Source organism: Actinoallomurus bryophytorum, assembly GCF_006716425.1.
Lineage (GTDB): Bacteria > Actinomycetota > Actinomycetes > Streptosporangiales > Streptosporangiaceae > Actinoallomurus > Actinoallomurus bryophytorum.
Genome location: NZ_VFOZ01000001.1, coordinates 1,992,301 through 2,005,822, shown reverse-complemented (window position 1 = coordinate 2,005,822; position 13,522 = coordinate 1,992,301). Strand labels below are relative to the sequence as shown.

The 13,522-nt window shown below is 71.3% G+C and carries 11 protein-coding genes; 2 read left to right on the top strand and 9 right to left on the bottom strand.

Annotated features, from left to right (window positions below):
• Window positions 1-281: 281 nt before the first annotated feature.
• The gene (locus tag FB559_RS09450; protein WP_141955256.1) at window positions 282-1,829 is read left to right on the top strand and encodes an acetolactate synthase large subunit; all 1,548 of its coding nucleotides are present in this window, start codon (window positions 282-284) and stop codon (window positions 1,827-1,829) included.
• Window positions 1,830-1,834: 5 nt separating this feature from the next.
• Here the strand turns inward: FB559_RS09450 and FB559_RS09445 are convergent, their stop codons facing one another.
• The 9 genes from FB559_RS09445 to FB559_RS09405 all read right to left on the bottom strand — a co-directional run bounded on the left by FB559_RS09445 (window position 1,835) and on the right by FB559_RS09405 (window position 12,933).
• Window positions 1,835-2,227, bottom strand: a complete 393-nt coding sequence (locus tag FB559_RS09445) for a hypothetical protein (protein ID WP_141955255.1) — start codon at window positions 2,225-2,227, stop codon at window positions 1,835-1,837.
• Window positions 2,227-5,643, bottom strand: a complete 3,417-nt coding sequence (locus tag FB559_RS09440; RefSeq protein WP_141955254.1) for a lipopolysaccharide biosynthesis protein — start codon at window positions 5,641-5,643, stop codon at window positions 2,227-2,229. Before FB559_RS09440 ends, FB559_RS09445 begins: the two co-directional genes overlap by 1 nt.
• 50 nt (window positions 5,644-5,693) lie before the next feature.
• Window positions 5,694-6,494, bottom strand: a complete 801-nt coding sequence (locus tag FB559_RS09435) for a polysaccharide deacetylase family protein (RefSeq protein ID WP_246121474.1) — start codon at window positions 6,492-6,494, stop codon at window positions 5,694-5,696.
• Entirely contained in the window at window positions 6,491-7,453 is a 963-nt protein-coding gene (locus tag FB559_RS09430; RefSeq protein ID WP_141955253.1) for a glycosyltransferase family 2 protein, read from the bottom strand. The genes FB559_RS09435 and FB559_RS09430 overlap by 4 nt, the downstream gene beginning before the upstream one ends.
• Complete coding sequence (locus tag FB559_RS09425; protein ID WP_141955252.1) at window positions 7,450-8,529, bottom strand: GNAT family N-acetyltransferase; 1,080 nt, start codon at window positions 8,527-8,529, stop codon at window positions 7,450-7,452. Before FB559_RS09425 ends, FB559_RS09430 begins: the two co-directional genes overlap by 4 nt.
• Window positions 8,529-9,335, bottom strand: a complete 807-nt coding sequence (locus FB559_RS09420) for a glycosyltransferase family 2 protein (protein ID WP_246121472.1) — start codon at window positions 9,333-9,335, stop codon at window positions 8,529-8,531. The genes FB559_RS09425 and FB559_RS09420 overlap by 1 nt, the downstream gene beginning before the upstream one ends.
• A gap of 316 nt (window positions 9,336-9,651) precedes the next feature.
• Window positions 9,652-10,758, bottom strand: coding sequence for a chitinase (locus FB559_RS09415; protein ID WP_185792117.1), 1,107 nt, complete (start codon window positions 10,756-10,758; stop codon window positions 9,652-9,654).
• A gap of 130 nt (window positions 10,759-10,888) precedes the next feature.
• Window positions 10,889-12,175: a HAMP domain-containing sensor histidine kinase gene (locus FB559_RS09410; protein ID WP_141955251.1), complete on the bottom strand. Its 1,287-nt coding sequence runs from the start codon at window positions 12,173-12,175 to the stop codon at window positions 10,889-10,891.
• A gap of 80 nt (window positions 12,176-12,255) precedes the next feature.
• On the bottom strand, window positions 12,256-12,933 hold the full coding sequence (locus tag FB559_RS09405) for a response regulator transcription factor (protein ID WP_141955250.1): 678 nt from the start codon (window positions 12,931-12,933) through the stop codon (window positions 12,256-12,258).
• A gap of 31 nt (window positions 12,934-12,964) precedes the next feature.
• On the opposite strand from FB559_RS09405, the gene FB559_RS09400 reads away from it, so the two are divergent.
• Window positions 12,965-13,438 (top strand): hypothetical protein, encoded by a 474-nt coding sequence (locus tag FB559_RS09400; RefSeq protein ID WP_141955249.1) that lies wholly within the window; start codon window positions 12,965-12,967, stop codon window positions 13,436-13,438.
• The last annotated feature ends 84 nt before the right edge of the window (window positions 13,439-13,522 follow it).

Here is a 13,522-nt window from a genome sequence, read left to right as displayed (position 1 = left end):
CCGCCACCGACCCGCCGCCGGCGGCGAGACCACCCCGACCACACCGCAGATGGACCTCGACCACAGCGCGACGGAGGGCGGGAAGGGCGGCGGCGGGACAAGCCCGCCGTCAGCACCCGCACCAGCTCACGGAGCACCAACCGTTCGCGGGCGCCGGCGTGCCGGCGTGGCTTGCAGGCCGAGGCGTCGTTCTGGGGGGTCTCGCTTGAAGTGCCTGGTCGGCGGGTTGCATCCTGATTTCACGGGGCCTCGTACAGACCTGATCGGGGGATTCGAGAGCAATGAACGGTGCGCAGTCTGTTATGCAAACCTTGCTCGACAGCGGGGTAGAGGTCTGTTTCGCGAACCCAGGGACATCGGAGATGCACTTCGTCGCCGCGCTGGACACGGTTCCGCGGATGCGGGGCGTGCTCGGGCTGTTCGAAGGCGTGGTGACGGGGGCCGCCGACGGCTACGCGCGCGTAGCCGGGAAGCCCGCGGTGGCTCTGCTGCATCTCGGGCCGGGGCTGGCGAACGGGTACGCGAACCTGCACAACGCGCGGCGGGCGGCCACTCCGGTCGTCGACCTGGTCGGTGATCACGCGACCTACCACCAGCGGTACGACACGCCCCTGAACACTGACATCCGGTCCATCGCCGGCACGCTCCGCGGTTGGGTCCGGTGCTCCCAGAGCTCCGCCGGTGCCGGGGCCGACGCGGCCGCGGCGACGGCCGCGGCACAGGATCCGCCCGGCCGGGTCGCGACGCTCATCCTGCCCGCCGATGTCTCCTGGAACGAAGGGGGACGGGTCGCGGAGCCGGTGCCGCTCTCGTCCCCCTCGCCGGTCGGCGACGCGACGGTGGCCGAGATCGCCTCGGTCCTGCGCGGCGGCGAACCCGCCCTGCTCCTCATCGGTGGCGCCGCCTGTCACGAGGCGGGTCTGCGCGCCGTCGGCAGGATCACCGCCGCCACCGGCGTACGGGTGCTCCTTGAGACCTGGCCCGCGCGCCTGGAGGCCGGTGCCGGTCTGCCCGCCTTCGAACGGCTCGCCTACGCGAACGAGAAGGCGGTCCGGCAGCTCGCCGGCATCTCCCACCTGGTCCTGGCCGGTGCGAAGGCGCCCGTCTCGTTCTTCGCCTATCCCGGCATCCGGAGCGAGCAGGCACCGGAGAACGCCGAGACGCACGTACTCGCGGACACCGCGAACGACGTCGTCGCGGCGCTGGAGGCGCTCGCCGAGATCGTGGCTCCCCGGGGCGGCCCCGCGCTGACGGAGACGGCCGGACGTGAGCTCCCGTCCGGGCGGCTGACCGGCCGGAACTGGGCCGAGGTCATCGGGGCACTCCTGCCGGAGGGCGCGATCGTCTCCGACGAGTCGATGACGTCCGGATTCTTCAACCTCCAGGGGGTTCTCGCGGCCGCTCCACGCCACGACCTGCTCACGCTCACCGGCGGTGCCATCGGGCAGGGCCTGCCCGTGGCGGTCGGGGCGGCCATCGGCGCGCCGGACCGTCCGGTGGTCGGCCTCCAGGCCGACGGCGCCGCCATGTACACGATCCAGGCCCTGTGGACCCAGGCGCGGGAGAGCCTCGACGTGACGACGGTGCTGCTCAACAACCGCGCCTACGCGGTCCTGCGGTGGGAGCTGGAGAACGTGGGCGCGCGTACGTCCGGGTCCCGTGCGGGCCGGCTCTTCGACCTGTCAGAACCCGACCTGGACTTCGTCAGGATCTCCGAGGGGCTCGGCGTGCCGGCCGCCCGCGCCACGACGGCCGAGGAGCTCGCGCGGGAGTTCGCCCGGGCCGTCGCCGAGCCCGGGCCGCATCTGATCGAGGCCGTCCTGTCCTGACGCCGTCAGCCGGCCCGGCCGTCTCCGACGACCGGGATCGGGATCGTCTCGTCGTCCGCCGCAGGCGGGCGGGGGCGAAGGACGAGAGCGGCGATTGCGAGTCCCACGCAGGCGATCATGATGGCGATGAGACCGCCACGGGGGGACCAGCTAGACGTGACGAGCATGACCTCGGCGACCGAGGCCGCCAGCGCCACCGAGGCCGCTCCGGCCACGATCGCACGGGCCAGAAGGTCCAGGCCGGTCATGAGCATGGCCACGCCCAGCGCCGGTGTGAACAGCACGAACAGCAGGGTCAGTGACCCGGTCGCCGGGGACTCGACGCCGGCCAGCGTCAGGGCGGCGCCGGTCAGGCCCGCGAGGACGAGAGTGCCGAGCAGCAGAAGGGCACGCATCACTACCCCAATGTCAGGAAACGTTCGACGATGACGACGGCGAGGACGATGACCAGGAACGTCGACCAGACGGTCAGTGGCTGCAACCGCCAGGTCTCGCCCGGCCGCAGCCGTACCCGGAGCACCTCGCGGGCGACCAGGACGACGATCAGCAGCGGAATGGCGCACAGCCCGATCGGCGTCCACGTCGTGTGCCCGATGCCGAAGTTCGGATAGCGGGTGGCCCGCGGCGCGTCGCCACCCGGGGGGTTCGCCAGTGTGTAGACCGACGCGTCGTCGTTGGCGGTCACGAGCCGCAGCTGCGGCGAGGCCGCCAGCGCGGCCCGCATCCGGTCGCCGTACGACGCGGACAGGCCGTAGTTGTAGTGGTTGTACGCCTCGTTGCCACGCGTGGTGACGAAGTAGCCGCCCGGACGGTCCAGAAGCGCCTTGACGATGCCCGTCACATCCGCGGGGTTCGCCGGCGCGCGTACGGCCGTGTAGTCGAAGTGCTCCATGTCGCGGGCGCCCCACGGCATCATCGGGAAGTAACCGGCGTCGTCCTGGGGGTCCGCCAGCCACACCACGTTGATCTCGTTGTTCGGGCTCTGGTCCAGCATCGCGTCGAACGCGCTCACGTCGCCGGGCCGTACCTGCTCGAAGTTCTCGTTGCCGAAGCGGACGAACAGGAAGCCGCCGGCGATCATCAACCCGCAGACCGTCGCGGTGAGCACGGCGAGCGTGCGGCGCGGGGCCGTGAACGTCGTCGGGAAGAACAGGTACGCCGCCAGGATGCACGCGCCCGGGATCACGAAGAGGTAGACCCGCAGCGCGATCTCGCCGCCGTAACTCTGCAGGCCCGCCGCGAGGAACGGCACCACCAGGAGTACGAGCGCCACCCGGTCATCGATCCGGCGCAGCCGCCTGCGGAGCAGGCCGAGCGCGGCGACGAGCATGACGGTGGCGGCGATCAGGATCCGTCCCGTCTGGACCGTGGCCAGGCTCTCGCTGCCCTTGCTGACCCGTCCGGCCACGCCGCCGGTGAGGTTGGACAGCAGCGCGCCGGCACCCGAGAACAGGTCGTTCACGTGCCCGACCCAGTACGCCGTGGTCATGAAGCTGATCCAGCTCGCCACCATGACGCCCAGAAGGATCGGCAGGCCGCGCGCGGTGTTGCGCTTGACCAGCACGAGCGCCGCGGAGACGAACAGGATCAAGAACGGGGTCAGCTGGTGGCTCGCGGTCGTGACCGCGAAGAGCACGACCAGGACGAACATCAGCACCGTACGCTCGCCCACCGTCGTCACGGGCGGCGGGCGCTCGCCGGAGGCGAACGGGCCGCGGACGAACGCGCGGAGCCGGCCGGTGCTGGTGCCCCAAGCGGTGAGCCGTGCCTGCGGCCGGAACCAGTTGAGCAGGATGCCGATGAACAGCAGGTACAGCAGGTAGCCGAAGCCCTGCGGGGAGAAGTAGTCCTGGCCCACCCAGTCGGCCGCGGCGAAGAGCCAGGCCGCCAGCCACTGCGCGCGCCAGTTCGCCCGCATGGTCCGCAGGATGAGGTACATCGGCGCGAGGTACAGCAGCTGGCTGGCCACCGGCGCCCAGTGCAGCAGGGGTTCGAGGTTGTTCACCCCGGCGAGCCGCGTCACGAACGCGATCAGTGCGAAGAAGCCCGGCCAGCTGAAACGCGCGTCCAGGACGTAGTCCGCGCCGCCGGTACGCGTGATGTACTCCACGAACCCGTTGTGCTGCCACGCCGTCTCCGGCCGCGCGTACTGCTCCAGGGCCGGCGCCAGCCCGTGCAGCGACACGATGATCGCGACCAGCTGCAGCAGCAACAGCGCGCGGTACGGGCGGCGCAGCCACAGCGTGAACATGAACGCCACCACGAGCAGCCCGCCGCCCACGAGTGTGGCGACCGGCAGCACCGAGACCAGGCCGTACCCGTCCATGCGGTTCAGGTCGACGTTGCGCAGCGGCAGCCAGTACAGCGCGAGCCCGGACAGGAACAGGACCCAGGCCAGCGCGGCCCCCACCGGACGGCGGCCCGGAGGGTCGGTGTCCGGCGGCTCTCCCGGCTCGAAGGGCTCCTCACGCATGATGCTGACGGAGGAGTCCGTGTCGAACGAACCGATCGGCGACGGGCCCGTCGCCGCTTCGCCCAGGTCGGCCGGCGCGGTGTCCATGGGGATCGGGCGTGCGGCGCGCAGCAGGCCGGGGAGTACGACGGCGGCGATGGCGATGGTGACCGCCAGCACGGCGTATCCGGGCCCGGTGATCTCGGAGTTGCGGCCCAGTATCAGGACGAACGCCAGGACGGCGGCGAAGCGTACGGCCTGCAGCAACGCGATCACCCGTGTGCGGCGCTGCACCCGCAGAACCCCGATGTAGAGCTCGATCAGCGCCTTGGGGAGTGCGGCGAGGGCCAGCAGGCGCAGCAGCGGTGCGCCCTTCTCGGCGTAGCCGGGACCGAAGACCGCCAGCCCGGCCTGGGCGCCGAAGAAGATGACCGCGGTGATCGGGACGAGGATCAGGGCCATCCGGCGCATCGCGGACCGGCAGGCGACGGCCAGGCCGTCGACGTCGAAGGCGCCCTCGACCGTGAGTGACATCCCCATGTTCACGGCGAGCACGTCCACTGTGGCGCCGAGCACCCAGGCCATGTAGAAGTACGCGTTGTCGCTGGCCGAGAGCGTGGTCGCGACCACGACCGGGACGAGGTTGCACAGGGCGTAGTAGAAGAGCGTGCCGGTGTAGTCGCCGGCGAAGTAGCGGCCGATCTGCCCGCCGGAGGGGATCGGCCGGTCGCTTGTGGTCTCCACGACGTGGCGGGGGATGAGCCGGCTCTGGACGAGCAGCTCGACCGGCAGGAGCAGCGCGACCGCGGCCAGCACCCAGGACGCGGTGATGCCGTCGGCCGGCAGTTCGGTGGCCAGCGCCACCAGCAGCACGACCTTGAGGCAGGCGAACAGGGTGTTCTTGCCCAGCACCCAGGTGGCGCGGCGCAGCCCGGTGAGCACGCCGTCCTGCGCCGTGAACAGGCTCCACGACACGACCGCCAGCACGAAGAAGGCGCCGTGGGCCGGTCCGGACAGGTGGGCGAACGGTGATCCCCACCACCGCAGCGTGAGCAGGAACCCCACCGCGAGCGTCCCCGCCGCCAGCGCTCCGGCGAGGTAGGTCCGCAGTGTCAGCGCCCGTGTACGCGGGCCCATCTCCGGGATGAACCGGATGAGGATGAAGTTCAGCGCGGTGAGCCCGCCGAGGAACATCATCGCCTGGTTCTGCGCGGACTGGCGGCCGACCTCGGCCGGATCGTAGATCCGCGCGGCGAGCAGCCAGTAGCCGAGCCCCAGGACGCCGGTGAGCCCGCCGTTGATCATCAATGCGTACGCGTTGCGGAACAGCGGGTTGGACAGCTCACCTCGGAGCGCCATCATGCGCTTCAGTTTCGCGTCTTCCCGCGAACGCGCAAGCACGCGCGGCCGCGTCACGCGACTCCCCGCAGCCGTCGTGCCGCGTACCGGGACCGGCGCAGGACCGCGTATCCCTTGGTCAGCACGTGGTCGGTGCCGAACCCCCGGCCGTCGAGGGCTCGGTCGAATCCGTGGAGAGAAGTGGCCGCGCGTACGGTCAGCCGTGGCACGGCGAATGGATCGTGGCGGTCGTCCATCACGGCGTTGGCCACCGCGCAGGCCGCGGTGTATCCGCAGGCGCGCACCTCACGGCGCACCCGGGCACTGGAGTAACCGTACGGATAGGCCATCGCGGCGATGCGGCGTCCGAGCCGCTCCTCGAGCAGCCCGCGGCTGCGGCGCAGCTCCTCGGCCAGGGCCGGGGCGGCGAGCTGGTCGAGCTGGGCGTGGCTGTGACTGTGCGCGCCGATCTCCACTCCGGTGGCGGCGATCTCCTCGGTCTGCCGCCAGCTGAGCATCCGGCCCAGCGGGCGCCCCGCGGCACAGGGCCCGGCGTCACGCAGCCAGCCGGTGGTCACGAACACCGTCGCGGCGAACCCGTAGCGGTCCAGCACCGGCAGCGCGTGCTCGTGGAAGTCGGCGTACCCGTCATCGAAGGTGATCACCACGGGCCGCTCGGCCGGCCGCGCTCGGCCGGAGAACGGCAGCGGGGTGAAGCCGTTGTCCTTCAGGTAGGCCATCTGGTCGGCGAACGCCTCGGGCCGTACCGCCAGCCGGTCGGACCCGCCGATCGAGTGGTACATCAGGACCGGCACCGGGCCTTGGTCGTAGGGCCGGCGCTCACCGGCCGTACGCACCGATCTCTCACCGCTCACTGTGCCTCCTGTTCGCTGCGGCGTGTGCTCACCGCCGGACGGTGAACCTCGCTCGCCCGGATGGAGCCGGCGGCATAGCCGGCGGTCGTGAACGCCAGCCCGGCGACGATCGAGGCGGCGCGGCCGAGACCGTACGGGTCACCGGTGACGGCGGCCCGCAGTCCGTGCGCGACGCCGCGCGGGAGCGCCACCAGCGCGTGCCGGCGTTCGCTGGCCAGGCCGTCGCCCATCCCGACGCTCCGCGTGACCATCGCCTTGGAGAGCCCTTCGGCGTAGCAACGGCTGCGGAAGTAGGCGAAGCGTGCGCGTTCGGCCGGCACCCGGTGCCAGATCACCGCTCTGTCCTCGAACAGCAGCACCGTCTCGGGCGCGGCCTGCCGTAGCCGGATGCAGAACTCCGTCTCCTCACAGCCCAGCGGCCTCCCGCCGGCCGCGCGGCCGATACCGCTGCGGAAGCCGCCGGCCACGTCGAACGCCTCACGCCGGAAGGACGCGTTACCGCCCATCAGGTTGCGGATCGGCCCCGCGGCCATGCCGCGGTAGGTGCAGCCGACGACCCAGGCGAACTCGTCGGGGAACCACCGGGGGACCGCGGTGTCCCAGCGCGGCAGCGTCAGGCCGCCGACCCCGGCGACGTTCGCGACGTCGTAGCCGCCGGCCATCGCCGCCAGCCAATCCGCCTCGGCGGTCGCGTCGTCGTCGAGGAAGGCGACGACGTCGCCGCGGGCCGCCGCGACACCGGTGTTCTTGCCGCCGGAGAGTCCGCGCCGGCCGGAGTTGGGGATGACCTTCACGTCCGTCAGCGCCAGGCGCAGCCGGCCCAGCAGCGCCGGGTTGTGGTCGACCACGAGGATGATCTCGTGCGCGGGCAGGCTCTGGGAGCGCACCGACCCGACCGCGGCCAGGACGTCGTCCCACCGCTCCTCGGTGTACGCGCAGATGACGACCGAGATCTTCACGCCGCGTCCCCGGTGTGACGGCGCAGGCGGGCGTAGGTCTTGAGTACCCGGTCCGCCCGCGCGTACAGGGCGGGATGGGCGAGCACGGCGCTGCGCGCCCGGCGCACCGGGGCGTCTTTGACCCAGTGCAGCCCGGCGGCCGCCGACGCACGGGCCACCCGGCCCTCGGCGATCGGGAACTCCCCGTTCTTCAGCCAGTCCTTGTACTCCCGGCCGCCACGGCCCATGGCGATCTGCGTGATGCCGGCGCCGGCCGCCGCCTCGGCCATCCGCAGATGACCGACCATGCCGGGGGAGTATCTGCTGAACTCCATGTCGTACGCGGGGAACCACCCGGCCATCACCGTGCCCGAGCGCAGGCCGAGGTGGGCCGAGATGGGACGGCCGCCGGCACGCAGGACGCTGAGCACGCCGGTGCCGGTCGCGTGCAGGTGTTCGACGAGGGCGACGATCCAGGACTCGGCGAACCGGTCGGTGCGGCCGGTGCGGCGGTACTGGGCCGACTTCCAGGCCATCAGGCGGTGGAGCTCGCCCGTGCCGCGCTCGCTGAAGATGTAGGTGACCTCGCCGGCCTCACGTCCGAGCTTGCGTTCCTTGTACCGGACCGTCTTGATCGTCTTGGGCGCCCGCTGCCGCGCGCCCTCGGCGTACGCCGTGAAGCCCTCGCTCAGATCCATGACCGGCTCGACACGCGTCTCCGCGTGGTAGGGCGCGAAGGCGGTCTGGTCGGCGAGCAGGTGGTCGAACTCCCAGACCGACAGGCGGCAGGCGCGCAGCAGGGCACGTACGTCGAGCTCGATGCCGGGCGGCGCGACGAGCCCCTGGCAGTCGGTCAGCCCGGCGCCGATGGGACGGCCGATGCCCAGGGTGTGGCGTTCGTGCGGGAAGAACCCGGCGATGCCGGACTCGTCACCGAGCACCGCCACACGTGCGCCGGGACGGAACCGGCCCACCGCGAGGGTGAACTCCGGGGACAGAAAGGGGTTGGCAAGGGTGGGGGTGGAGGCCTGGAGGGCACGCCATCGGCGCACCTCGGCTTCGCCGAGCTCCTTGGGATGAACGACCTCGATCTTCATCAACCCGCCTCCTCGAAGCCGGGCTCGTAGCGGGGCAGGACCGCACGTGGGGGTGTGCGCCGGTTTCGCATCATCGTGCGCAGGACCCGCAGGCCGTCGCGGCGGGCGTTCAGCTTCGACTCGCCTGAGCGGCGGTCGAGCTCGTGGCTGGGGACTTCCGCGACGCGGAGGCCGGCCGTGATCGCGTTGACGCAGAGCTCGGTCTCGATCTCGAAGCCGTCGGCCGCCAGGCCGAGCCGGTCGACGACCGAACGGCGCAGGGCGATGTAGCCGTAGCAAAGGTCGGTCCAGCGCACGCCGTACAGCACGTTGGCGAGCCTGGTGAGCCAGAGGTTGCCGGCCCGGCGGATGAGGGTCAGGTCGTCGGAGCCGCCGCCGACGCAGTAGCGGGAACCCTTCACGACGTCGAACCCGCAGCAGATCAGCGCGACGAACGCGTCGATCTCCTTAGGATCCATGCTTCCGTCGGCGTCGATGGAGACGATCACGTCGCTGGTGGCGGCCTGGAACCCGGCTCGCATCGCGGCGCCCTTGCCGATGGGGGGTTGCTCGATGACGACCGCGTCCGGGCGAAGCTTGCGTACGAGGTCGATGGTGCCGTCATCGGATTCGCCGTCGACGATGATGATCTCGTCCACCCCGGAGAGACGGGGCAGGAGCCATCGGAGATTCTCGGCTTCGTTGAGCGTTGGGATGACGGCGGAGACGGTCGGCCAGGAAGCGCGGTAGCGTGCGGCATCAAGGTGGTGCAGGACCGCGCCGGATTGCATGCCGTCGGTGAGTTGGACAGAGTCCGGCTCGTGCATTTGGGTGCCCCCGTTTGGCAGATCGATGCTCGGAGAAACCTGGTCTCCAGCCGAGGCTCGTGCGGGCTGACACCATCGATCGTCGGATGCGGGGTCGCGAAAACCCTCCCCAGACTGACGCAACCGCTCTACGTCAGCCGGATGGTTCCACTGGGTTATCGCCCCGTTACAACTTGTTATCGTCCGTTCGCTGAGCTGTGCGAACGGTGTCGACTGTGAGTTCGGACGATAAGTCGACTAACCGGCAAAGTGCACGAAAAAGGGGCGGGCCGTGCGTGGGTCGGCGCACGGCCCGCCCCCGGGCGGGGTATCCGAGTTAGCTTGTGGAGGCCTCAGAGAAGGCATCGGTGAAGGCGAGATCGTCCTGCGCGACACTGCTGCAGGTCGGATCGGCGCTGTTCTTCGGACCACCCGGGCAGGGCTTGTCGCGTGTGGCGGACCACATCGACAGCCAGGCGAGCTTCTTCGTCCGCGCGAAGGCGGCGAGCTTGGTGGCGTCGGCGACGGTGAAGACCTCGGTGCTCGTGTCGTTGACGCCGATCATCGGGGTGACCGCGATCCTGCCGAAGGCGTCCTGGACACCGAGCGCCTTCCTCACCTGCGCCTCGGTCGAGGTCGCCGCCTGGATCGCGTAGTCGCCCATCCGGCCGCCCGGCTGCGGGGCCGCGCCGTCGCCGTAGTCCATCGCCATGATGTTCACGGCGGAGACATCGACACCCTTGTTCGCGGCGTCGGTCACGAGCCCGAGGCCCTCGCCGGTGAGCCCGGAGGGCAGGACCGGCAGCGTGAGCGACACGTCGAGGCCGTCGACCTGCTTCTGCAGCTGGGCGATCGCCTCGTCCCGCCGTGCGTTGGCGGCGGTGTCGGCGATCGCCGCGCCTTCGACGTCGAAGTCGACCTTGGTCAGCTTGAAGGTGTCGATCACCTTCTTGTACGCCGCGGCGAGCTGCGCGGAACTCCCGCAGGCCTGGGCGAGCTCGGTGCCGGCCTGGCCGCCGAAGGAGACCCGCACGTCACCGCCAAACTCCCGCAGCGCGCCGATCTGCTGGGCGACCGCGTTGTCCTCGAGCGCCTGGGAGCCGCCCCACTTCGGTTCGCATCCGCCGCCGGAGACGACGAACGCGAGGTTGAACGTCCGTACGCCGGCCTTGGCGGCGGTTCCGGTCAGATCGAAGGCCGGGTAGAGGCCGACGTCGACATAGGGCGAGAAACCGGCCGCGGGCTCGACGGCCCTGGAGATCCGCGCGGAGTTCGCGGGGGCCTTGCGCCCGGCCGCCCGGTGCGTGGGCCGCGTGCCGGTGACGGCCGCCCGTTCCGCCGCGGGCCTCGCGCCGCTCCCACCGGGAGCGAGCATGACGGTCCCGACGGCGGCCGCGGCGATGCCGCCGGCCAGCAGGATGGCCTTGCCTCGTGGGGACCTCATCGCCGGTGTACCTCCGTCGTGGGCGACCGTGGTGCGGGTACGCCCATGACGTTAGGGGCGGCGGCGCCCCCGGTCCGCCCGCTTAAGCTCCGTTTAAGGGGGAGCTAAGCGACCCATAGTCGTTGCGGGCTCACAGTCGCCGGGCGCGCGCGGCCGGTAGCCAGATCTGGATCTGCGCGCCGCCGAGGGTCGACCGGTCGATCCGTACGTCTCCGCCCGCCGCCGTGGCCATCCGGTGGGCGATGTCGAGCCCCAGCCCGGTCGAACCGCCCCCGCTCGCACCACGGCGCAGCGCCGCGTCGGAGTCGGTGATCCCCGGACCCGCGTCGGCGACGAGGATGACCACACGGCCGACGCCCTGGTACAGCGTCACCATGAACGCCGTGCCCTCCGGCGTGTGCCGGAACACGTTGCCCAGCAGCGAGTCCAGTACGGCGCGCAGCTCACCGCGTACGACGGGCACGGCCACGGGCCGTTCGGCGCCGACCAGCTCGCAGGAGCGGCCCTGGTCCTCGGCCAGGGCCGACCAGAAGGCCATCCGGTCGCGCAGGACCTCGGCGGCATCGCAGAGCGCACGCCCCTTCGGCTTGCGCGCCGCCCCGATGATCTGGTCGACCTCCTCCTCGAGGCGCGTGACCGCGAGGCGGGTCTGCTCGGCCGCGGGTTCGGAGCCGAGCGCGGCGGCGTTCAGCCGCATCGCGGTGAGCGGCGTGCGCAGGCGATGGGACAGGTCGGCGACCATCTCGCGTTCGGCGGACAGCAGCGCCTCGACGTGGTCGGCCATGGTGTTGAAGGCACGGCCCGCCTCGCGCAGCTCCGGTGGTCCCTGCGGGTCGATCCGGGTCCGCAGGTCACCGCCGCCCAGGATCGTGGCGGCCTTGGCGAGGGTGCGCGCGGAGCCGACGACCCGCGCGGCGAGGCGGTCCGCCACCACGACGGAGCCGACGACGAGGACCGCGGCCACCCCGGTCAGCACGATCCACGCCGACCGCACCCCGCGGGTCAGGTCCTGCTTGGGGAGATAGACCTCCACCACCGTCGTACGGCCCTCGTCCATCGCGACCGGCTGCAGGAGCACGTACCCGCCCGGCACGCCCGCCGAGAACGACCGGCCCTGCACCTGGGCGGTCTGCAGGTCCTCCAGCCGGGCGTGCGAGGCGCCGATCGCGGCGCGGCCGGGCAGATGCACGGACACCCGGCCCGCCTCGCCGGCCTGGGTGCTGGCGACCGCGCGCTCGATCGCGGCGCGGTCCGTCGAGATGGCCAGCGCCGGCGCGAGCGAGCCCGCCTGCCGTTCGGCGTCGGCCAGCGCGCGGTCACGTGCGATCTCGCGGACCATGAGCGCGAGCGGTACGAGGAAGGCGAGCGCGACCATCGACGTGACGGCCGCGGACACCAGGGCGAGGGACCGTCTCATCCGGGGCTCGTGCGGGTCTCGTACCGGGATCGTCCAGGGCTCATGCGGGGCTCACGGGACTTATGCGGGCTCATGCGGGCTCATTCGGGGGGCAGGAGCTTCACACCGACCCCGCGGACCGTGTGCAGGTAACGCGGACGCGACGCGGTCTCACCGAGCTTGCGGCGCAGCCAGGACAGGTGGACGTCGATCGTCTGGTCGTCGCCGTAGGACTGACGCCACACCTCGGCGAGCAACTCGCGCCGCGAGACCACCTGCCCCGCACGGAACGCCAGGTGCGCGAGCAGGTCGAACTCCCGGCGGGTGAGATCGAGCAGCGCTTCGTCCAGGTACGCCTCGCGCCCCTCGAGGTCGACCCGCAGCCCGCCGACCTGGCAGACCCGCGGAGGGGCGGACTGCCGGGACCGGCGCAGGATCGCGGTGAGACGGGCGATCAGGTGCTCGGGGGAGAACGGCTTGATGAGGTAGTCGTCGGCACCCGCGTTGAGGAGCCGTACGACCTCGGCCTCCTCGTCGCGAGCCGTCGCCACGATCACGGGCACGTCGGAGACCGCACGCAGCATCTTGAGAGCCTCGGCCCCGTCGAGATCAGGTAGTCCCAGGTCGAGGACCACGACGTCCGGCGCGGCCTGGGCCACCTCGCGCAGAGCGTCGAGTGCCGTGCTCGCGCTGCGTACGGTGTGGGAGCGCTCGGAAAGCTCGCGGATCAGTGCGGAGCGTACGAACTGGTCGTCTTCGACGACTAGCACATTCGCCATGTTCCGTACCCTAAGGGGCACGATGGCATCGATGCGGCAAGTGTTGACATATGTGGTTATGTGGTGTGGCGCGACCGCGCTGGCCGTGCTGCTGGTCTGGTTCGGTGCGCGCCCGGTCCTGCACAACGCCGTGTTCGGCGAACCGCCGGCCCGGCCGGTCGTCGGCGACCAGCCCTCCGTGCTGCCGACCGCCGTGAGTTCGAGCGCTCCGCCCGCCGACTCTTCCACGTTCGCGACACCCGCGCGAAAGCCGTCGTACTCGGCGACGGCCTCCCTTTCCTCCGCGGGGAGCGACCACACCTATGTGGTCCGCGGCGGCCGGGTCGTGCTGTCCATGACGGACACCGCCGCGCGGCTGGTTTCGGCCATCCCCAACCCGGGGTACACCGTGCAGACCTGGCGGGGCGACCAGTGGCTCCGGGTCGACTTCACCAAGGAGGACCGGACGTCCAGCGTGATCGCTGCATGGAATGGGCACGCGCCCACGGTCCAGACCGCCGAGTGATCCCGTGGGGTTTTGGCGACCGTTGCTGGGTTCATCGACGAATCTCATGTTCCATCGATGGACGTCATTCGTTGACGCAGCCTG